This window comes from Sporosarcina sp. P32b, from assembly GCF_002743335.1.
Taxonomy (GTDB): Bacteria; Bacillota; Bacilli; order Bacillales_A; family Planococcaceae; genus Sporosarcina.
In genome coordinates this window covers 53652-75758 of record NZ_PDZB01000015.1, presented here as the reverse complement: position 1 = coordinate 75758, position 22107 = coordinate 53652, and the positions used below count along the sequence as shown (strand labels likewise).

Genomic DNA, 22107 nt, shown 5'->3' with positions numbered 1-22107 from the left:
ACCAGTTTATCATCTTCAACCAATATGTTCAATTCAGTCTAGTAAATGGTACTTGCCTTAACCCATATACACACTTTCGCACGTACCGGCTACTGGCTCATAGAAACAGTGATTTTTAAATTGCCCTGTAAACGGCTGACCATACCAAGTAGGTGGGCAGGGAGCGTATGGATTAAAATACCATAACGCATAGTGGGCGGGATGTTGACGCCAGTTTGTTAGAGTCCGTTCAGCTAATCTTTTTTCAGAAGCTCGAGCGCGTTGGTAGAACAAGTTTCCTTTTTGCACCGCTTCAAAAGAATAATTATTGCCTTGTATTTGGAAAATGACATCGTTTATAGACCGCACATCTCTGAAGTCTAGACAATCGGCTACTGCACGATTCACGATAACATTTCCGACATATAACATACCTTGATTACCTTCGGCCTCGGCTTCCGCTCTCATCATTCTTGCCATTAAGTCGACATCTGAATCTCGATATTTGACTCTCGCCATAGTTTTCACCTCATTCATAGTGTATGAGAACAGCGGGTAATGATGTGACATTTTTAGAAGGATCTATAGAAGTACTTCGAAGAAAATATTGAATGTAGATCGTCGAATAGGCTTATATTTTTAAAAAGTAGGGTAAAGGTTAATAGTTTGAAAAATCTGGACTAAGGATTTAGACTGTGCATAGGACAGTACATTTCTATACAATCACTGTAAAAATAGTATTTTAGTGTCTGCTAGTATTTACGATAATCACATTGTGATAGCATTACTGCATACGCATTCAGTTTCCCGAAAAGTGGGAATGTATTCCGATGTGCATCACTAATGTAGTGTTGAACTATTTACATAAAGAGGAGGAAAGCCAATGGCTGATAATAATTCGAACAACCCGAAGAATACAAATGAAGTTTCCGATCCGGGACGCCGTAATTTTGTTAAGAACACAGGAATTGCTGTCGGAGGTGTAGCCGGTGGTGCGCTACTTGGCGGTCTATTCAGTAGTCGATCTAAAAACGATACGAATTCGAATACCGCTGGGGATAAAGGAAGCGGTAAAGAAAAGCGATATGAAGAAGCGCGTATGTATTTCACACGTATTGCTGATTTCGCTATTTTGGAACAGGCAGTGGAGCGAATCTTCCCTGAAGATGATAACGGTCCTGGAGCGATAGAATTAGGAGTTCCTTATTATATCGATAAACAGTTGGCAGGTCCTTATGGGTCCAATGTCGGCGATTTCAGACAAGGTCCTTTCATAGGTTCTAAAGCAGCGGCTTCGGACTCTAGCCTTGACCGTGGGCAGATTTTTATTAATGGTTTACGAACAATGGATGCCGAGAGCCAAAAACGCTTTGATACGAATTTCGTTAAAGCGACCGAAGATCAGCAAGTAGAAATTATGACGGACTTTGCAGATGACAAAGTGGAAGTCAAAGGCATTAGTTCAAAAGGATTCTTTAATTTATTGCGTTCTACTACGCTTGAAGGCGCGTATTGTGATCCGTTATACGGAGGCAATCGAGATATGAAAGGCTGGAAAATGAAAGAATATCCAGGTGCTATCGCATCGTATGCCCATATGATAGAAGAAGATAAGTTCGTGAAAATGGATCAAGTGAGCCTGACAGATTATCAACCTAAATAAATGATAGGAAAGGGGAGAAAAGAATGGTAAAAACATTAGAAAAAGTAGATGCGGTCGTTGTAGGTTCAGGCTGGGCAGGTGGTATTGCAGCAGCTGAATTAACGAAAAAAGGATATAAAGTAGTTGGATTAGAAAGAGGGAAAGCGCAGAAGCGAGAAGATTTCGTCGGTGCAAAAGATGAACTTCGTTACGATGTGCGGAAACTCATGTTCCAAGAATTGAACAAAGAAACGTTGACGATCCGCAATACGCTGGATGAAACGGCGACGCCTAACCGAAGTAACGATACCAATGCGATTAATGGTACAGCTACTGGCGGTTCAGGTGTTCACTGGAACGGCATGGTCTATCGTTGGCTTCCAACAGATTTTGAAATGCATACGAAGACGGTAGAAAAGTATGGAGAGAAGATTATCCCGAAAGATATGCAGCTTCAAGACTGGGGTATTACATATGATGAATTGGAGAAGTATTACGATCAGTTTGAAAAAACAGCTGGTATTTCTGGTGAGCCGGATCCATTGCGGCCAGGTCAACGTTCGGATGAATATCCAACCCCACCGATGAAAGAAACGGATATCATTCGTACCTTTACGAAAGCTGCAAAAGATTTGGGGTACCATCCGTATCGTATAGCTTCTGCTAACATATCGGAGACGTATACGAATCCCGACGGAGAGACGATCAACGGATGTGTGTACTGCGCATTTTGTGAATCATTCGGCTGTGACTTCGGAGCGAAAGCCGATCCGATTGCTACAGTGTTAGCTACAGCAAATAAAAGCGGTAAGTATGAGTTGCGCAATAACTCGTACGCAGTTCGGATTGTCCATGAAAATGGAAAAGCAGTCGGTATTAAATATGTAGATACGGAAACGGGGGAAGAGTTCATTCAACCGGCAGATATTGTCGTTGTGGCTGGATTCACCTTTACGAATACGCGTCTCATGTTATTATCCGAAATCGGCAAGCCATACAATCCAAAAGACGGAACAGGCGTGATTGGTAGCCATTTAACTGCTCACCAGCGCAACTTGACGCATACACGTGTACGTGGATTCTTTGATGAAAAGAAATTCAATCGCTATGCAGGTACCGGCGCACTTGGTGTGACGATGGATGATTTCAACGTGGAGCAACTGGATCACACGAAACTCGATTTCTTGCATGGTTTCTGTTTGCGTACGTCTCAAAGAGGAGATCGACCGATTACGAATAACCACGTTCCAGCAGGTGTCCCTTCTTGGGGGAAAGAATTTAAAGACAAGTCCATTTTCTATGCGAACCGTCGGATAGACGTTCAGCAACAAAATGGTGCGCTTGCTTGGCGTGAAAACTATATGGACTTAGATCCGACGTATACAGATATGTTTGGTGATCCATTGCTACGCGTCACGAGCAAGTTCCATGATCAAGACCGCAACATTGTCAGATATGCTCACCAAAGAGGTAAAGAGTTACTGGAACAAATGGGTGCCGATCATATTACCGTGCCTGAAATTACAGAGGAAACGGAATTTGATAAAACGTCATTATCTGACCATACAGGTGGCGGTGTAGTCATGGGAGACAATCCTGAAACATCCGCTGTCAATAACTATTCACAAGTATGGGATATGGATAATTTATTCGTCGTAGGGGCTTCTTCATTCCCACTTATGGGTAGCTCCAATCCTACAGCGACAGTTGGTGCTCTCGCGTATCGTGCTGCAGAAGGTATGATCAAGTTCTTAGAGAACGGCGGAGGCCAATTGGTTAAAAAAGAGGAAACAGCAAAAGCATAATTTGCCAAGAGGAGAGAGGAATCGAAACCTCTCTCCTTTCTTTCATACCTATTTAAGCGAGGAAAGATGCCTATGACTATACGATCCGTCCTCATACTTTTGGCAGTTGCTCTTTTTCTGAGTGCCTGCAACAAGACAATTGAAACGAATATGTCAGAGGAAATCCCAGATTTCGACTACACTACACAAGACGAGAATACACTGGGCTTGGATGATTTAAAAGGTGATTGGTGGATTTCTTACTTCTCTTATACGCACTGTACGACCGTTTGCCCGAGAACGACGGCTAATATGGTCGGTATTCAAGAGGAATTAAAAAAAGACGGCTTCACCCCCCCTATCATTTCGTTCAGCATTGATCCGGAAAATGATACACCGGAAGTTTTACGAGAGTATGCAAAGGACTATGGTGCTGACCTACAGACGATGACGTTTTTAACAGGTTATGAGTTTGAAGAAATTCAAGATCTATCGGTTCATACGTTTAAAGCTTTTCTGGAAAAAGGGGCACTTGATCAGCGATCGCACAGTTTTTTCTTTTACTTAATAAATCCTGACGGAGAGATCGTCAAGCAGTATAACGGTATGAGCGATACGGAAAATGACTTGTTGGTGGCGGACGTGAAGAAGGTTTTAGGGAAGTAGCGTTTCTGTCATGCAATTAAAAAAAGCATTCATTTACTCTAAAATAGAGTAAATGAATGCTTTTCTTTGTAAGATTTACGTACGCCATACTACAGATGAAAACAGCTATAGAAGATAGTTCTACTGATCTTTTATTATATAATTGTTTTAAAATATTAGAAAATATAGTAAAATGGAAACGTTTACTATACAATTGTGTTAGAACAGAATGAGGAGGTATGCAGATGAATGTTCCATTAGTTTTGACGCAATTCCTAGATCGTGCCGTTACGCTGTATGGGGGTAAGGAAGCGATTTTTGGAGAAGAAGGACGCACTTTTACATACGCACAATTAAACGGTCGTGTGAATCAGCTATCACGTGGTTTACGTGACTTGGGTATTGAAAAAGGAAATCACGTAGCGTATTTATGTGGAAACTCGATTGAAATGCTTGAAGGCTTTTATGGACTCTATCAAGTAGGTGGCGTCATGGTACCGTTAAATACACGACTGAAGCCTGAAGATTATGTATTCATTTTAAATCATAGTGAGGCGAAGTTGTTATTTGTTGACCAGGACTTATATCATCTCATCAAACCGATTGAGCACTCGCTCGACACGGTAGAGAAAATTATTATTCATCATAAACAAGATGATTCAAACGCAATAGATTACAATGTCTGGCTCGAATCTTTCTCTATGGAATCATTTGACCGTGCAGACGTGCAAGAAGATGATGTGTGCAGTTTACTTTATACGAGTGGTACAACAGGTAATCCGAAAGGGGTTATGCTAACGCACCGAAATAACTATTTGCATGCTATGAGTGCGATGCATCATTTGCGTGTGACTGATGATGATGTGCTGCTTCATGTACTGCCGATGTTCCATGTCAACGGCTGGGGGTCACCATTTTATTATACGGCGAACGGAGCTTCCCAAGTTTGCTTACGTAAAACGTCGCCGCAGACTATTATCGAAGCGATTCAACAGCATAAAGTCACGATATTGCATATGGCACCGGCTGTATTGAATTTGCTCTTCCAATATTGTGAAGAGCATAAGCCAATGTTCACGCATAAGATCCGAGTGATTGTTGCGGGCTCTGCACCGCCACCATCCTTCATCTCACGGGTGGAAAAAGAACTCGGTTGGGAATTCATTCAAGTCTACGGCATGACGGAAACTTCTCCGTTAAGTTTGTTCTCTACAATTCGCTCGACTGTCCAACATTTATCAGATGACGAACAGCTTCAGTTAAAAGCAAAAGCAGGCTATTCGATGATTGGTGTAGATGTCCGTTTAGTTGACGATTATGGAGAAGAAGTGGCCAAGGACGGTCAGCAGACAGGTGAAATTACAGTCCGTAGTCACGGGGTCATGAAAGGCTATTGGAAGAACAAAGAGGCGACTGATGAAGTGTTACGTGACGGTTATATGATGACGGGCGATATGGGGACGATTGATGAGCATGGCTACGTCAATATCGTTGACCGCAAGAAAGATATCGTCATTAGTGGCGGTGAAAATATTTCGTCTATTGAAATCGAAGGTGTGCTCTATGACCATCCCGCTGTTCTAGATGCTGCGGTAATTGCTGTGCCTCACGAGAAGTGGGGAGAGACGCCGCATGCGTATATCGTATTGCGTGGCGGTTCAGTAGCGACCGAGCAAGATATTATGGACTTCACGAGAGCAAATCTCGCCCATTTTAAAGCAGTAACAGGCGTGACGTTTGTGGATGAGCTGCCCAAAACAGCGTCAGGTAAAATCTTGAAAGTGCAGATCCGGGACGATTACTGGGAAAAGGTAGGGAAAACGGGTCGTAAAGTGAATTAATAAAGTGATGGGCATTCTTTCGTTCTACAAAGAGCGAAAGAGTGCCTTTTATTATAAAGAAGTAGAAGAGTTCAGGAACAGTTGCATCCAGTTCTGAGCAAGCAAGATGATCTTAAAAAACTTTTTAAAAAACTTTTGAAACTTTTTCGGGAATCCTCCGTCTGTAGGGTGCGCAAATGATAATAGGGGGATTCACATGAAGAAAATATATAGCTGTGTTCTGTTACTTGCGAGCTTACTGTTATTTATAATGGGAAATGAAGCCAAGTGGAATTTGAATGAAGTACCATTGTTCCATGAGCAATCAGCTACAGCTTTTGCAGAAACTATACAAAACAAACCGTTTATTACAGAAAAAGAATTTGATCAGGTGTTGACGCTAACAAATAACCAACCGATCTATATGAAGGAAAAGAACCTTATCCGAATCGGTGAACTACAAGCCAATCAAGCGGTTGCCTTGATAGGAGAAGATGAGGAGTATTACGAAATTCGAGTAGGCAAGATGCCAGCTTTCATTCGTAAAGGTCAGGCAAAAGTAGAAAAGAACGTGTTGAAAGCTCCATTACATACAGAACGACTGGGCTCTGTAAAAACCGCCCAAACAACGCCTGTGTATACAGATTCGAATATTGAAAGTGATGTCCTCATTCAATTAAGAAAAGGCTATCGCTACCCGGTCATACAGGAAGAAAAAGACTGGTATCTCATCAAAGTAGGTGAGCGAGCAGGTTATATCCACAAGCCTTCAGTAAAAATGGATGAAGGATTACCGGTGCTGCTGTATCACCAAGTGCTACCTCGTAAACAGATGAAAACGGAGATGAGTACCATTTCACTCGAAAGCTTTGAGAAACAGATGGCGTATTTGGCTGATGAGCAATTTACGACATTGACCTCACAACAGTTGTATGATTACTTGGAAGGCCGACTTGTTGTACCCGAGAAGGCGTTAATTATTACATTTGATGATGGTTTATTGTCATCCAAAGAATATGCCTATCCCGTCTTGAAACGATATGGCTTTACTTCGCCACAACATATTATTTCTGCCCGTATGGATAGAGAAAAAGAAGGTCCGGCATTTGACGGTGGAGGATTATTGAAATATTTGAATGTAGAAGATTTAAAAGAAATGAACGATGTATTTCAGTTCGAAGCCCACACTTGTGCATTACATGAACTAGGTAGAGAAAGTGGAGCTGGCTTAGTATTTGAACATACAGAAGAAGAAATTATTGAAGACTTGCAGACCAACTTACAACACGTACCTTCAGCCGTTTCTATCGCATACCCGTATGGACAATATAATGAAGAGTTCATTGCGGCGGCTAAAGAAGTAGGGTTACTGATCGGCTATACAACAGTCGAAGGATATGCCAATATGGATCAGTCCAATTATGAAGTGAACCGCTTTGGCATGACAGAAAAAAGGTCATTCAAGGATTTTGCAACGTATGTTGACGGAGACATGATATGGCCATAGAAGAGAGTGACTAACCCAAATGAATGAAATGGATCAAATAATGAATGAACATTCGCATTATTTAGTGCGTATCGCTTATTTATACGTGAAAAACTGGTCGACCGCGGAAGATGTCGTGCAAGAAGTCTTCGTTACGTATTTCCAGAAAAGTGACCAGTTCCGTAATGAAGCTTCAATTAAAACGTACTTAACGAAAATGACCGCTAATCGTGCAAAAGATTATTTGCGCTCCTGGAAACATAAGAAAGATGTGGTGTTCGAGTCGATTTTTGTATCTACTAAAAGCTCGGAGCAACAATTACTCGAGCAAGAGCAGCTAGCTTCACTCGAAAAGCATTTATTTCAGCTGCCATTGAAATACCGCGAGCCATTACTTTTATATTATTATGACGAGCAATCGATTGCCGAGATCGCAGAATTTCTTGAGCTTAATGAAAATACGATCAAGACTCGATTACGAAGAGCGAAGTTGCAACTTAAGGGATTTTTTGCGGAAGAGGAGGTAGAAACCTATGAATGATTTTAAACGAAAACTGGACCAAATGATGGGAGATACAACGGAACAGGAGCGACGAATCAAACAGCGGGTACATGAAAACCTTCAACCTTCGCAAAGGAGGCAGTTTTCTTGGCAAGCGCTGCTAGTTACGGCGGCACTACCGGTAGTCGCTTTGTTATTAGTATTTAACTTTGTTTCAGATAGTCAACTGTCTGCTGATCAAGGTCCAGGAACGCCCTATGATCCACTTGACGATATGGCTTTGATTTCTGCGTTGCAAAAGAAAGATCAACTATCCGCTATTGATTACGAAGAATTTTCTTCATTACCCGTCGTGAGAAAAGTAGACGGTCTATTATATGTCGATGACGAATCGTTTTCACTTCAGTGGAGTCCGGATACGTATCATCCAGTTATAGAACGTAAAGCAGACCTGTACGATGCCTCAGTTTATGATCCGGGGGACGTAGTACGGACATTTACGAATACGAATAGCCACTTACCGACGTATACAGGTGTCTATTATGAAGTCGTCGCCGTTCCTGGAGATCGTGTTGTCTTGCAAAACGGCAAGTTGAAAGTCAATGGGAACGAGTTATCATCCGAACTGATGGATCGGTATAAGGAACAACATGTAACGATTGCTGGTGGCTATGATCAGCTGTTGAACGCTCGGGAATACTTATTATTGAACCATTTCCCAGCTAAAGACACAGTGCAAGGAGCGACGATCACGCCTATACACAAGATTTATGGCAAACTGATTGGCGTAGCAACCGAAGAAAAAACGGAATCTATCTATATAGATTATCTAACAGATCAACTTAAGAGCGACTATACGCCCGAGCAGTACTTTGATTTATATTTATACGATCAGCTAACTGGTTTGAATAAACTACCTGAATCTGCGGTGTTCGCACAATCAAGCCGAATAGGAGAGTTATTCCTTGAAGCATCGTATCGTAAAGCTATTCCGATTGCCAATGACAAAGTAGAAATACGTTATCAATATGATCGAGAAGGTGTCGTGGAGCAAGTGTTCACTATGGGAAGGGATACAAGCTCCGGGCAATGGATAGTGGAAAAATAAAGGCGTATACGCTGTAAAGGAGGTGATGCCCGAACGATCACGCAAACCAGGTTGGCACCTGTTCAGCACTAGCCGTCAACCAACCGCTCGCTTATAGAGCCAGCCTGGTTTTCATTAGTTGTAACATAAGCAAGAACAATGGGAAGTATTAACGAAGTAAGAAATAGAAAAAGCACCAGGCCGGCACCTGTTTTGCATAAGCCGTCAACCAACCGCTCGCTATATAGAGCCGGTCTGGTGTGTATACATAATGATTTATATGGAACGAGATAGAAACGAAGTCCATCTACAATAAGTAAGGGATGTTGTCCGCATGCTCTTGCTTGCATTGAGAGTTACATGATGAAATACTAAACGTGTATACTCACAATAGGAGATGATACTATGGCACTCAGCAGAAAAGATTACTTACAGAAAATCATTGGATTACATGAACGCTTGATCATAGCCTCAGAAGAATACGAAGGTATTTCTGAAGAATTCATTTCAAAACAAGAGCTCGATATTCCAGGGATGAAAGAACAATGGGTAGTAAAAGTAGAAGAGTTCAAGCAGATCTTAGCCGACATGAATGCATTGGAAGTTCCGAACGCATTTGAAACGGAAGGCAATGAACTAAAAGAAGCGTATACTATATTCGTCAACTGTGTAGAAGAGAAGACGGAGAAGTTCAGCGTAGAGACTATGGAAAACGGCGAGCTCGATGCCCTTCAGTCGAAAGAAATGCATGCTGCGGAAGATATGGAAGAATTGATTGGGAGTATGTTTGAGAAATAAGATGTAAAAAGTTATAAAAAAATAAAGAAAAATTTAAATGGCAGATATACTTTTAGTAAAAGTTGTCTGCTGTTTTTTTGATAAAGTTATTAAATATCGAAAAATGACGAGTGACTATTCATGGAGGTACGACGAGAAGGTTAATTTAGTCCCTTCAATCGAGCGTTTTGTTCCACTCCATGGGAGAGTTTTGCTACTAGCAATAACCTAAGAACTTAAACAAACTACAAAAAAGATTTAGGGCGTGTGGAAAAAACATTTCCACACTCTGTATCCTTTTTTCTTTCTGACTCTATATAGTGTGCGAAGGGGGAGTCAGCGATGACATATTATTTATTAGTTTGCCAACCGAGATATGCTGCAGGCTTGATGGGCAAAAACATTTCAACTATAGGATATGTAGTAACGATCAAAATGTCATAAGTTTAGGTTCTATACTTCTTGTTAGTAATAGAAATTTGCTACCCTATAAATAAAGATTCCGTAAAGCGTAATGCGCACCTTATTAGCAAATCAATGTTATACATGTATAATAGACACCATAAGAATGATCTGGAGGCTTTAAAAAATGAGCACAACAAAAATTATGAATATAATGAAGAAATTAATAGAGCAAGATCCATCACTCGCAATTAGTGAATGGCAAGGGACATGTCATTATGTAGTGGGGGAAATGATGTCGCTCGAAACGAAAGACTTGCAGGAGATTGATTTGGAAGGGATTGCGAAGCCAGGAGAAAAACAAGTGATGCCGATTGAATTATTGATCGCTGCGGCCACTACTAGTTTCGGGGTTACATTCCACTTAGAAGCGTATAATCAAGGAGTGACTGTAGACAGAGCGGAAATCGTTTTCAGTGGAGTATGCGATAAAGCACCGTTTTTAGGAATTCAAAGTGGCAATAGCGGGATTATGAAGCCGATGATCGTGTTATCTGCCGAGTCCACTACGAATAAAGGGCAACTGGCTGAAATCGCAGCTATTGCGGTTGAACGTTCACCCATTCTTTCTAGTTTGAAAGAAGAAGTTACATTGCATATTAAGTGATTTCATAGAGCTATAATGTGTTCATACAAATAAATACGCCATCACCTTGTTCATTCAGATAAGGTGGTGGCGTATTTATTTACTTAAAATCAAGCGTTCTTTTCAAGTGGTGTAACTGCGATATTGCCACCTTCTTTTAAGAATTTGATCATTCCTTCAGCTGCACGATAAGCGAATGCGCCAATCGTAACGGTTGGGTTGTAGTTACCAGTATGCGGGAATGAAGATCCGCCTACGACAAATAGGTTTTCCATATCCCACATCTGTGAATAGGTGTTAACTGCGGAGTTTTCAGGAGAAGCTCCCATGATCGCACCACCAAAGAAGTGATCCGTAAAGAATTTATGGTCGAATACAGTATCATCTTTTACTACATCGACGTTCATTTGGTCTGCACCCATTTCTTTCATGATCTCTTCCCACCGTGCGACTCCTGCTTTTGTTAGTTCAGCCGCCGCGATTCCACCGACCCAGCCGGAACCTACGATGACCGCATCTACTTTTTCAAGTTTTTTTACCATTGCATGTCCTCCTTAGTGTTTCTATTTTAATGCCCTTGGTAATCTCTTAGACTGACGGGATCCAGTTTGGTAAATTCATCAGATTCAATATAATTTGCGTAGGAAGCCACTGCGCCCGGAAACTCTTTCATTTTCCAGCCTTCCATATTGATATTGCCACCATACAACGGATCACAATAAGCACCTTCTAATGTCGCTTGTTTTAACAAAATGAAAAACTCAGAAGCTTTTACACCTCTCATCTGCACTTTGTTTGCCTCGACGTCGGTCATGATTTCCATTTGTTGTTCCTCAGTTGCTTTATCAAAAGTGACTTCGAAACGTTTTTGACTTTCTTCATCCATTTTACGTAACCCAAGCAGGAAGATCATGCCGCGATCCAAAATGGATTGTTCTCCACCAGGTCCAGCGGTTTGATCGACAGCTTTCAAATCGATTGCGTATGGAGCTTGTCGATAATCGTATGCATTGACACCCCAACGTCCTGCTAATTGTTTGTCAATATAATAGGGTACACCTAATTTAATAGCGCCTGGACCGAGTTCGTCTTCAGGAAAAATCTGTTCAGTTGCTGCATTTAACACTTTGAAATCTTGATGACGTGTGAAGAATTGACGTGCTTGCGTTACTTCAATACCTTTAGAGCTAGTGTTTTCAGCTGTCTTGTCATTTTTCTTATCCAAACCACCTGAAATCAGACCTCCGAAAAGAGATCCACCGACGAGTCCGCCAGCTACGAGTCCCGTGTTTTTCAGGAAGTTTCTCCGGCCTATGTCTTGCTCGTGTTGCGGTTTTCCATTTACGTCTTTGGGCGGTTGTTGATCTGCCATCCTAATCCCTCCTTATAGATAAAAACGTAAGTATTATTTCACGAACTGAATATTGGGAGTATTGCATAAAGTGTACTATTTATCTTACCCGCATTTATCATATTTAGACAATAATATATTCAATTGTCATATTTATATTGAGTTTTTTTGATATAGTAAGTGGGAAAGTAGTAGACTGTGATAAGTGTCGTTATATATTTGAATCAATAAAATAGATCAAGTACGATAAGTTGCACTAAAAATGATACAATCATTTAAAGCATCAGATAAATTAATGGAAAATGAGCAATAATAAACAGAAGTTATGTATGGACAAACCACTTTATTTATTGCGACATACTAAAAAAGGGAGGATCTTAATGAAAGTAAAAATAGCTGTTATTTTATTTACAATGATACTTATGTTAAGCGGCTGCAATAAGAAAATCGAAACGAATATGTCTGAAACTGTCCCAGACTTTGAATTTACTACACAGGATAACGAACCACTTGGCTTGAAAGATTTAAAGGGCGAGTGGTGGATTGCTTATTTCTCTTATACGAACTGCATCACAGTATGCCCAAGAACGACCGCAAATATGGTCGGTGTTCAAGAAAGATTAAAAGAAGACGGCTTGACACCCCGTATTGTCTCTTTCGGTATAGATCCTGAAAATGATACACCAGATGTATTAAAGAACTACGCTGCAGATTTTGGAGCGGATCTCAGTACGATGAGTTTTTTGACAGGCTATGATTTTAAAACGATTCAAGAAATATCGAGAAACACATTCCTTTCTATATTAGAAAGTGGCGCTTTAGATCAACGTGCGCATAGCTATTATTTTTATTTAGTTAATCCAGAAGGTGTAATTGTCAAAAGATACGATGGTTTAACAGAGACTGAAAATAAATTGTTGATAGAGGATGTCAAGACAGTATTAGGTAAATAATGAGATACTATTCAATAAAACATAAACGCCTGTCTAATCGATTGATTAGACAGGCGTTTTTATTTTATTTGTTTACCATTTCGGTACACCGACATGGTTTTCCACCCATTCTTCATTGTAATGAATGGTTGAATTGGCTTTATGAAGAGGGACGACTTTAAATCGCTTCTCTTGATCTTTAATGACGCCAGTTGGTAAGAAGCGTGGATCTTCGATTGTTACAGTCTTTTGATCACCTGTTTGTTCTTTCGTTACAGAAAGTCTTGCAATTCCACCGAAGTTCGTATAGTCGAACGGTTGGGCAGAATAGAAATTACCAAGTGAGAAGAATACTTTGGTATTGCCCACTTCGCCATAGCGTTGTAAGACGTGTGGGTGATGGCCGAACAGTACATCGGCGCCTGCATCCGAAACGAATTGCGCCAGTTCTGCTTGATCTTCGGAAGTCTCCAAGTGATACTCAGGACCCCAGTGCAAAGAGACGATCGTCACATCTACCATAGGTTTCATTTGTTGGATTTCATTTTCCATCCGTTCACGATCGATATAGTTAACCAAGTACTCTTTGTCATGTAAATCGAGCTCTACATTTGTGCCGTACGTATAGGCAAGTACTCCAATTTTGATACCGTTAACTTCAACAATCCGTTGTGTTTTGCGGTCTTTAAAAGATTCATAAGCGCCTACATACTGCATGCCGTATTCTTGCGCATGTTCAATTGCTTTGCGAACACCATTTTCCCCTTTATCAAATGTATGATTATTGGCGAATGTAACCATGTCTACGCCAACATTTTGTAAAGCGGGTAGGATATGTTTTGGACTGTTGAACTTTGGATAAGTAGATAATCCAAGTTCCACACCGCCAGGCATAGATTCTTGGTTTGCCATGAGAAAATCAATACTTTCCATTTTCTCCTTTACTGCTTCGAATGCAAAATCAAAGTTAGGATACGTGTAAATAGGATTATGTAATAATACATCGCCAACCATACCGATTGTAGCCGTATGGATAATTGTTTCTTCCAATTTTTGATCTGGTTCTACTTCAGTCAATTTTTCAGATGAATCCTTTGTAGCAATTGATGGGTCTTTTCTTTCTGCTTTAGCAGATAATGCGTGCTCTCTGTCGTTCCAATCGTTCCATAAAATTACGCCACCAATAATCCAAACAAAGATTAAAGATGTAACAAGCCATTTCCTCTTCACAAAAATCTCTCCATATCTACAAGTACTATTCTAGTAAGTCTCTAAAACTAACGATAGCACACTAGTAGAATGGTAAACAATTAAATATGTAAAATATAGTAATAAAATATTTTCTTCATCTTTTTTATATAGAAAACGCCAAACTTCGACAAAAATATCGAAGTCTGACGTTTTCATTATTATCATACATTTACTTTTGTTTGGATCAAGGCTTTTTGTTCTTCGACATTTTTAGTCGGCTTCTTCGACCAGATCGTCGCAAGAATAGGGCCAGAAATATTATGCCAGATCGCGCCCCATACGCTTGGAAGTGCAGCAAGTGGACCGAAGTGAGCAGTAGCAAGCGCTACACCAAGACCCGAGTTTTGCATACCAACTTCGAGTGAAATGGCCCGTCTGTCGTTTTCGTTCAATCCGAGTCCAAGTGCAATCAAGTACCCGAGAAGTAATCCGATACCGTTATGCAAGAACACAGCGATAAATACGATTAAACCTGAGCTTGCGACGTTACCAGCATTTGCGGAAGTAACCGCAGCCACAATGATGAGAATCGCGACAACCGAAATGATCGGTACGACGGATACGCTTTTCGCCACCGCCCCGGGGAAGAATCGTTGGATGAGTAGCCCTAGAACGATTGGAATAATAATCACTTGTACGATCGACTTAAACATCGACAACGCATCTACCGGAAGCCATTGACCTGCTAACAATAATAATAATAGTGGTGTGACAAGTGGTGCCAATAATGTGGAAAGGGACGTCATGGCCACAGATAATGCAAGGTTCCCTTTTGCCAGATAGACCATAACGTTTGAAGCGGTACCGCCTGGAACAGATCCAAGTAATACAAGACCGGCTGCTAGTTCAGGGGGCAGCTTCAATAAATAGGCTAAACCGAAACCAACCAATGGCATCACAACAAATTGTGCGGCTACTCCAATGATTACGGGTAACGGGTTTGTCAGAATGATTTTGAAGTCCACTGCACGTAACGTCAAGCCCATTCCAAACATGACCACGCCGAGTAAAATCGTGATGTATGCACCGAGTCCGAGGAACGGAGTCGGGAACATGAATGCCATCACAGCGACGATGATTACCCAAAAGGCAAAGTACTTTCCTGCGATAGAACCGATTGCTTCGAGTGCTTTCATCGTTTCGTCACCTCAGAGTCTAGGTGAAATATTTTGTTCGGATTCAGTAGGTGATTCGGATCAAGAGCCCGTTTAATCTTCTGCATGACAAGCAATGCAGGACCATGTTCTTGTTGCTGATATTTCTGTTTGCCTATTCCGACGCCATGCTCTCCTGTGCAAGTTCCACCACGTTCAAGTGCGTAACGAACAATCTTTTCGTTTAATTCGTCGGCTTTGTCTAGTTCTGCCGGATCATTCATATCCATCATCAGCAAGACGTGGAAGTTTCCATCGCCTACATGGCCGATAATTCCTCCAGGCATTTCAAGTGATTCAACTATTTCGCGTGCATAATTTACCGCCCCAGCTAGTTCTGAAATGGGTAGGCAGACGTCTGTGACCATTAACTTTTTTCCAGGATTCCCGTGGATATAAGCGTATGCCAGGTTATGACGTGCTTCCCACAATCGATTTCTTTCCGCATGGTCTGTTTCAAATTCAATGTGTTCGCAGTGGTGATCCGCCACGATTTCTTTCGTGAACTCGACGTCTTGTTGAAGTCCAGCTTCGTTGCCGTGGAACTCAAGGAATAGTGTCGGTTGTTCTTGATAATTCGTTTCGCTGAAAATATTTACTTGACGCATCGAGGGTTCATCGACTAATTCTACACGCGCGATGGGAACGCCTGCTTGCAAGATGGAAACAACGGCTTCTACCGCATCCTTGACGGAAGGGAAAGATGCACGGGCTGCTGTTATAAATTCAGGAATACCATAGACGCGTAACGTTAGCTCGGTGAAGCAACCGAGTGTGCCTTCTGAACCGACGAATAATCCGTTCAAATGAAGACCAGAGGCAGATTTTGCCGCTTTATTTCCTGTATGTATGACTGTTCCGTCAGCCGTGACTACTTCAAGGTCACGTACCTGGTCGCGCATCACGCCGTACTTGACGGAAGTTGTACCGCTAGCATTTGTAGCTGCCATGCCGCCAAGTGTCGCGTCTGCGCCTGGGTCAACAGAGAAGAACAATCCATGTTTCTTCAATTCTTTATTTAATTGAGTACGCGTGACACCTGGTTGTACAGTTACCAGGAAATCTTCTGCACGTACGTTTAGAATAGCGTTCATGTTTGAAAAGTCGATGGTGATTCCACCATTATCCGGAATGACACTACCTTCTAAGCTCGAGCCGAGTCCGAATGGAATGACCGCCACGCTTAGTTCATTCGATACGCGCATGATCTTGCTTACATCTTCCGTGCAAGAAGGGAAGACGACGATATCTGGTAATTTCATTGTATGGTAGGACTCATCCTTGCCGTGTAGTTCTCGCACGGTTTCATTAATAGTTACTTGTTCTTCGGTTAAAACTTCTTGTAAGGACTGGACGATTTTTTCAGTAGTCGCTGTCATAGTTGATCTCCCCTTAATGATGAATTCGTTTCGCTGGAAGTATTTCCACTGGTTAGAATTTTGTAATTATTCTAACGGACATTATACTATTATACTTACTAATCTGAACAATTCAATGATAGTTTACTTATTTTTCTTTTTTTATTCAATGTTTCACGGGCATAAAAACTATAACCATGCATGTTCGAAGGCCTATCTGACTAGCTGTAAGCTTTCATATGAATAAAAGAACGCTAAAATAAGTGACTGTTTTGTTTGTATTTTTATTAACACATACAAATGATTAACAGGCTTTGGCTAAGGAGAGTGTGAAATGGATACTATTTTGTTTGTGGAAACCACGAAGAGTGGTTCGAGCAGAGAGGCCATAAAGGCTGCAGAAAGGATAGGCTATGCCACGGTGTTGGTAACCGAGAATATGAAGTATCTCGATCAAAGAGAGGAATTCCCTGAAGTTACGCAAATGATTCATGTTGATAGCATAACGGAAGGGATGATTCGACAACAGATTCATGAATTACAGAAGTCGGGAATGAAGCTGAAAGGTATCTTCAGTTTCGTAGACCCCTTTGTATCGATGACCGCCCATCTAGCGAATGAATTTTGTCATTCGAAAATATCCGCTGATGCCTATCTGAAAATGGAGGATAAAGTGTTAACTAGAACAGCATTAGCTAAAAACGAAGCGACACCTAAGTTTATGATTTATGAGACATCGGAAAATTTGAAGCAGTTCATCAGCAAACAAGAGATATTTCCTCTCATTATCAAGTCGCCGCTTTCAAAGGCGTCAAGAGATGTGTATCTCGTAGAAGATCGAAACGAAATGATGCGTGTCATGAAGGGTATGTTGAAAGCCCATCCTACCCAGCAGGTTGTTGTTGAAGAGTATTTGGATGGACCACAGTATTTGGTTGAACTTGTGGTGGTTAATGGGGAGCTACATTTAGTTGCGGTGATTAAACAAGATATCCAAAAAGACTTGAAGTTCATCATTACCGGTTATGATTTTCAACTAACACTAGAGAAAAGCTTATATGACAAGCTTTTCAAAACAGTGGAATCCATTTGCAAAGATCTCGGAGCGAAAAATGTAGCCTGCCACCTAGAACTACGATATGTCAGGGATACCTGGAAGTTGATTGAATTGAACCCAAGAATTTCAGGCGGTGCCATGAATCGTATGATAGAAGAGGCATATGGAATCAATTTGATGGAAGAGACATTGAAGCTATTTATCGGTGAAGAAATGAATTTAAAGAAAAGGCACGAAAATCATATTTATACGCATTATATTACCGTGAATGCTTACGGTACATTATTGAAAGTGACGGGAAAAAACAATGCAATGAAGTATGAAGGTGTGCGTGAAGTCTACGTGAAGCCACGTAAAGGTGCATTCATGACACCACCCAATTCAATGGGGAATCGATATGGTTATGTCATCGCTACCGGTGATACAGCATCAAGTGCGAAACGAAACGCCTTGCATGCAGCGAAGAATATCAAGTTCTATATAGAAACGAATGAGGAGTGAGCGCAGATGATAACAGTGGGGATGTTGCATTCAAAGAAACACCCGAGCAAAGTAAAGAAAGCTTTTGCCTGGGCGGCAGTTGCTAAAATGGAAGGAGTGAATTTTTACTATTTTTCACCACATGATGTTGATTTTACGACGAACACTATTTCAGGCTATGTATATGAACGTGGCGAGTGGATTCAAAAAGACTTGTTATTTCCGGACGTCATCTATAATGCATATGGGATGAAAACTGACGAGGAAATCGACGTCTACAATAGATTAAGTAAGATGATACCTTTCACTTCACACTCGGTTGGAAATAAAATGAGTGTTTATAAAAGGATCAGTAAAATACCAGAATTTGAGGATTATTTGATTCCATCGATACGGGTCGATCAACCTGAAGATGTGTTACAGGCTATGACAAAATATACAAAAGTAATTATTAAACCAGTATCCGGAAGTCAGGGTAAGGGGATTTGGTTCATTGAGCAAGATGGCGAGCAGTTCCATAAGATCGTCGATACAGAGAAGACAACCACAAATCGAAAACAACTTATTTCCGATCTTCAAGATTTAATCAATGGGCAAGACTATTTGGTCCAGCCGTATATATCTTGCCGTACAAAAGACGGAAATCCATATGATTTTAGACTGCATGTGCAGAAAGACGGGGAGGGGAAATGGGTAGTTTCGATTATTTTCCCGCGGATAGGAACGATGGATCGAGTGACTAGTAATCTTTCGCGTGGTGGCAGTATGGGAATGTTTCGATCGTTTTTAGAAAGAGAATTTGGTGATGAACGGAAGAATATGAGACAGACTTTAGAGAAGTTTGCTGAACGTTTCACTAATGAATTCGAAAGTACTTTCGACGTGAAATTTGATGAACTCGGTATTGATATTGGTGTCGATGAAAATAATAAGCTCTGGATATTCGAAGTGAATTGGAGACCAGGAAATGAGGAGTTTGTATTTGATATAGCAAAGAATCATATTCCTTATGCAGTGTATATTGCCAATCAGAATAAAACGAACTAATGTTTTTTCCAATAACTATCAATGAATGCTTGACCGCACCTAACCTATCTCTCAACCCCATCATATATATAGAAGATACGTATATATGAAAGGAAGGTTAAAAAAATGAATAACCCAAGTGTGATGTGTGTGGAGATGATGAAGTTATTGGAAGAACAAGCGTTGATGACTAAATTCGGTCATGGATTTCAATTTGTCTGTTCGTTTCCCCTCTACGATACGATCCCCTTTACGCTTCACGACTGCGAGTTACAAAAACCGTTCAGCGCCCATTATAAATGTATAAAGACGCCGTACTTCAGATTGGAAAAACTCGATATAGATACATGCTGTGCAACATTAACCTTACTAGAGCCAGTTGATATGGATGGGAATTCAGTAGACTCTTGCGAAGAACTATACTCCCTTAAGAAGACAAAAAGCTGTATCATAGTTAATATCAATTGTTTTTGTACAATCACACCATTTTCCCCTAAGCTAGTTGATAGAAAACTACCTATCATTGAACCGAAAAAATAAATGAAAACCTATAGGTGATAAAATATGCACAATACTATTAGAAAACAATTAGTTGAACGAATAGATCCTGGCTATCAGAAGTTCTCATCGGCACTTATTCCGAATGTCGATAATATACTCGGGGTACGTATGCCAGAGCTCCGTCAACTCGCAAAGGAGATCGCAAAAGGTGACTGGCGGGCGTATTTACAAACAGCAAATGATGAGTACTTTGAAGAAGTGATGTTACAGGGCCTGGTTATTGGGTATGTAAAAGCGGACTTGGAAGAGCTGTTGACGTACGTAGCGGAATTTGTGCCGAAAATAGATAACTGGTCAGTTTGCGATAGCTTCTGTTCGGGGTTGAAAATGACCAAGAAAAATAAAGAACGTGTTTGGTCTTTCCTCCAATCCTATCTAGTTTCTGAGAAAGAGTATGAACTGCGCTTCGGAATTGTCATGTTGCTCATTTATTATAGTGAGCCCGACTATGTTGATAGAGTCATCGGTTTGTTAGATCGTGTGCAACATGAAGGGTATTACGTCAAAATGGCGGTTGCCTGGGCTTTGTCCATTTGCTTCGTGAAGTTGCCTGACAAAACGATGAATTATTTGGCAGGAGAGAATTCATTGGATTTGTTTACGTATAATAAAGCGTTACAGAAAATCACAGAGTCGACGCGTGTGGAGCAAGATATGAAGAAATTGATTCGGAGTATGAAAAGGCGTTAACAAAAACCTAGTCTTATGACTAGGTTTTTTTGTTATGTGTATGCATTTTACAATAGAGTGATCTAGCCCACTTTGGCTGTATGTTCAATGTACTATTGTATAAATAGAGATGTATTAAAAATAAGAGAAACCTGACAAATGGTCAGGTTTCTCTTAGCTCGATTACGTTTATTAGTATTTTATTTCACATACATCTGAACGAATCAATTTTCTGCAAGTCTAATCCATAATATTCCCAGCGATAATGACGTGGATCCCATCGATAGCCAGCTATAGAAGTTCTGCCAACGAATGTCGGGTAGTACCAGAACCCTTTGTTTCGCGAAGTCCATACATACGTGTAACGATACAAGCAACCTGCTATACCGCCGGGATCAACAGCGCGTAGATGAGCGTCCGGATAGCTCGGTATTTGGTTTGGAGGAGCGGAAGTTGGCGCACTTTGCTGCGGTTGACTTCCTGGCTGTCCATGGTGTTGGTGTCCTTGGTGATGATCGTGGTTTCCATGCTGTTGATGATGTCCGGGATACCCTTGATGGCCAGGCTGTCCGGGATAACCCGAATGCCCTGGATAATTCGGTTGTTGAGGGTAACCGGGATAACTTGGTTGACTTGGATAACCGGGTTGATGTTGCGGTGGATATCCTTGTTGGTGACCGGGATAACCAGGTGGCCATTGCGGATTTTGTTGATTGGGTGGTGGATATCCAGGGGAGTTTCCACCTGGCCACCCTTGCTGTTGTTGGCCGTGTTGCGGGTGACTCTGTTGATGGTGGGCATCATACTGCTGACCTGGATAACCGTCAGGCAGCTGCGGATACCACATGCCTTCATCCTGCTGATTCAAACTATCACTCCTTCATTTTGACTGATTTCAGACACAGCGAAACTGATCAATACGTTGTAAATCAATGCCTATATACTCCCAGCGGAATCTGCGTGGATTCCACTGAAACCCTGCGACGGATTGACGACCGACAAATGTCGGGTAAAACCAAAATCCATTTCGTCGTGAAGTCCATACATACGTAAAGCGATACAAACAACCTGCGATAGCACCTGGATCTACCGCAAACGTCTGAAATTCTGGATAGCTTGGAATTTGATTTGGTGGCGGGGAAGTAGGTGCAGCCGCCTGACCACCTTGGTTTGGTGACCCTGGATTCCCTGGCCGACCTGGTTGCTGTCCAGGGAAATTAGGTTGCTGTGGAAAGCCGGGTGATGAAGGGAAGCCCGGCAAACTCGGAAACCATTGCATACCTGGGAATCCTTGAGATCCTTGCATACCTGGAAACCAAGGAGAAAACGATTGTGCTGTGGAGAAGCCTTGTGGACCAGCACCTTGCCAATATTGATCTGAGTATTGCGGGTACCCCATAAACTCATCTTGTGGATTCAACTAGTACGCCTCCTTTTGTATTCGTTTTATCATATGCAGTCTGTTGGATTTTTGACCTTACTGTCTCTTCGTGCGACA

Annotated in this window: 22 protein-coding genes; 14 read left to right on the top strand and 8 right to left on the bottom strand. The window is 41.3% G+C overall.

Annotation, left to right across the window (positions count from 1 at the left end; genetic code table 11):
• Positions 1-57 precede the first annotated feature (57 nt).
• Positions 58-498, bottom strand: a complete 441-nt coding sequence (locus CSV64_RS11300) for a cell wall hydrolase (protein ID WP_099634562.1) — start codon at positions 496-498, stop codon at positions 58-60.
• A 364-nt stretch (positions 499-862) separates the two neighbouring features.
• Between CSV64_RS11300 and CSV64_RS11295 the strand changes: the two genes are divergently transcribed.
• From CSV64_RS11295 to CSV64_RS11255, 9 genes are all read left to right on the top strand, one after another.
• On the top strand, positions 863-1642 hold the full coding sequence (locus CSV64_RS11295) for a gluconate 2-dehydrogenase subunit 3 family protein (RefSeq protein ID WP_099634561.1): 780 nt from the start codon (positions 863-865) through the stop codon (positions 1640-1642).
• Positions 1643-1665: 23 nt separating this feature from the next.
• Positions 1666-3426: a GMC family oxidoreductase gene (locus tag CSV64_RS11290; protein ID WP_099634560.1), complete on the top strand. Its 1761-nt coding sequence runs from the start codon at positions 1666-1668 to the stop codon at positions 3424-3426.
• A gap of 72 nt (positions 3427-3498) precedes the next feature.
• Complete coding sequence (locus CSV64_RS11285) at positions 3499-4071, top strand: SCO family protein (RefSeq protein WP_099634559.1); 573 nt, start codon at positions 3499-3501, stop codon at positions 4069-4071.
• A 224-nt stretch (positions 4072-4295) separates the two neighbouring features.
• Positions 4296-5891 (top strand): long-chain-fatty-acid--CoA ligase, encoded by a 1596-nt coding sequence (locus tag CSV64_RS11280; protein WP_099634558.1) that lies wholly within the window; start codon positions 4296-4298, stop codon positions 5889-5891.
• A 196-nt stretch (positions 5892-6087) separates the two neighbouring features.
• Complete coding sequence (locus CSV64_RS11275) at positions 6088-7377, top strand: polysaccharide deacetylase family protein (RefSeq protein WP_099634557.1); 1290 nt, start codon at positions 6088-6090, stop codon at positions 7375-7377.
• A gap of 19 nt (positions 7378-7396) precedes the next feature.
• Positions 7397-7897, top strand: coding sequence for a sigma-70 family RNA polymerase sigma factor (locus tag CSV64_RS11270; RefSeq protein WP_099634556.1), 501 nt, complete (start codon positions 7397-7399; stop codon positions 7895-7897).
• The gene (locus tag CSV64_RS11265; protein WP_099634555.1) at positions 7890-8966 is read left to right on the top strand and encodes a S26 family signal peptidase; all 1077 of its coding nucleotides are present in this window, start codon (positions 7890-7892) and stop codon (positions 8964-8966) included. Before CSV64_RS11270 ends, CSV64_RS11265 begins: the two co-directional genes overlap by 8 nt.
• 384 nt (positions 8967-9350) lie before the next feature.
• Positions 9351-9743 carry a hypothetical protein gene (locus CSV64_RS11260; RefSeq protein WP_099634554.1) on the top strand — a complete coding sequence of 131 codons (393 nt, stop codon included), beginning with the start codon at positions 9351-9353 and terminating at the stop codon, positions 9741-9743.
• A gap of 568 nt (positions 9744-10311) precedes the next feature.
• A complete protein-coding gene (locus tag CSV64_RS11255) occupies positions 10312-10791 on the top strand; it encodes an OsmC family protein (RefSeq protein WP_099634553.1) in 480 nt (159 codons plus the stop codon).
• Between the two features lie 89 nt (positions 10792-10880).
• Here CSV64_RS11255 and CSV64_RS11250 read toward each other — a convergent pair whose 3' ends face one another.
• Entirely contained in the window at positions 10881-11312 is a 432-nt protein-coding gene (locus CSV64_RS11250; protein WP_099634552.1) for a GMC oxidoreductase, read from the bottom strand.
• A gap of 26 nt (positions 11313-11338) precedes the next feature.
• Positions 11339-12142 (bottom strand): gluconate 2-dehydrogenase subunit 3 family protein, encoded by an 804-nt coding sequence (locus CSV64_RS11245; protein ID WP_099634551.1) that lies wholly within the window; start codon positions 12140-12142, stop codon positions 11339-11341.
• A gap of 359 nt (positions 12143-12501) precedes the next feature.
• On the opposite strand from CSV64_RS11245, the gene CSV64_RS11240 reads away from it, so the two are divergent.
• Positions 12502-13074, top strand: coding sequence for an SCO family protein (locus CSV64_RS11240; protein ID WP_099634550.1), 573 nt, complete (start codon positions 12502-12504; stop codon positions 13072-13074).
• A 72-nt stretch (positions 13075-13146) separates the two neighbouring features.
• Here CSV64_RS11240 and CSV64_RS11235 read toward each other — a convergent pair whose 3' ends face one another.
• The 3 genes from CSV64_RS11235 to CSV64_RS11225 form a co-directional block, all read right to left on the bottom strand.
• Positions 13147-14283, bottom strand: a complete 1137-nt coding sequence (locus CSV64_RS11235) for a CapA family protein (protein WP_099634549.1) — start codon at positions 14281-14283, stop codon at positions 13147-13149.
• 182 nt (positions 14284-14465) lie between these two features.
• Complete coding sequence (locus CSV64_RS11230; RefSeq protein ID WP_099634548.1) at positions 14466-15440, bottom strand: bile acid:sodium symporter family protein; 975 nt, start codon at positions 15438-15440, stop codon at positions 14466-14468.
• Entirely contained in the window at positions 15437-16837 is a 1401-nt protein-coding gene (locus tag CSV64_RS11225) for an FAD-binding oxidoreductase (RefSeq protein ID WP_099634547.1), read from the bottom strand. Before CSV64_RS11225 ends, CSV64_RS11230 begins: the two co-directional genes overlap by 4 nt.
• 313 nt (positions 16838-17150) lie before the next feature.
• Between CSV64_RS11225 and CSV64_RS11220 the strand changes: the two genes are divergently transcribed.
• The 4 genes from CSV64_RS11220 to CSV64_RS11205 all read left to right on the top strand — a co-directional run bounded on the left by CSV64_RS11220 (position 17151) and on the right by CSV64_RS11205 (position 20630).
• Positions 17151-18374: an ATP-grasp domain-containing protein gene (locus CSV64_RS11220; protein WP_099634546.1), complete on the top strand. Its 1224-nt coding sequence runs from the start codon at positions 17151-17153 to the stop codon at positions 18372-18374.
• A 6-nt stretch (positions 18375-18380) separates the two neighbouring features.
• Positions 18381-19400, top strand: a complete 1020-nt coding sequence (locus CSV64_RS11215; RefSeq protein ID WP_099634545.1) for a YheC/YheD family endospore coat-associated protein — start codon at positions 18381-18383, stop codon at positions 19398-19400.
• A gap of 105 nt (positions 19401-19505) precedes the next feature.
• On the top strand, positions 19506-19919 hold the full coding sequence (locus CSV64_RS17090) for a CotY/CotZ family spore coat protein (protein WP_099634544.1): 414 nt from the start codon (positions 19506-19508) through the stop codon (positions 19917-19919).
• Positions 19920-19943: 24 nt separating this feature from the next.
• Positions 19944-20630, top strand: a complete 687-nt coding sequence (locus tag CSV64_RS11205) for a DNA alkylation repair protein (RefSeq protein ID WP_099634543.1) — start codon at positions 19944-19946, stop codon at positions 20628-20630.
• 360 nt (positions 20631-20990) lie between these two features.
• On the opposite strand, the gene CSV64_RS11200 is transcribed toward CSV64_RS11205, so the two are convergent.
• Entirely contained in the window at positions 20991-21464 is a 474-nt protein-coding gene (locus CSV64_RS11200) for a hypothetical protein (RefSeq protein WP_158233034.1), read from the bottom strand.
• Between the two features lie 40 nt (positions 21465-21504).
• Positions 21505-22029 (bottom strand): hypothetical protein, encoded by a 525-nt coding sequence (locus CSV64_RS11195; RefSeq protein WP_233190447.1) that lies wholly within the window; start codon positions 22027-22029, stop codon positions 21505-21507.
• Positions 22030-22107: the final 78 nt, after the last annotated feature.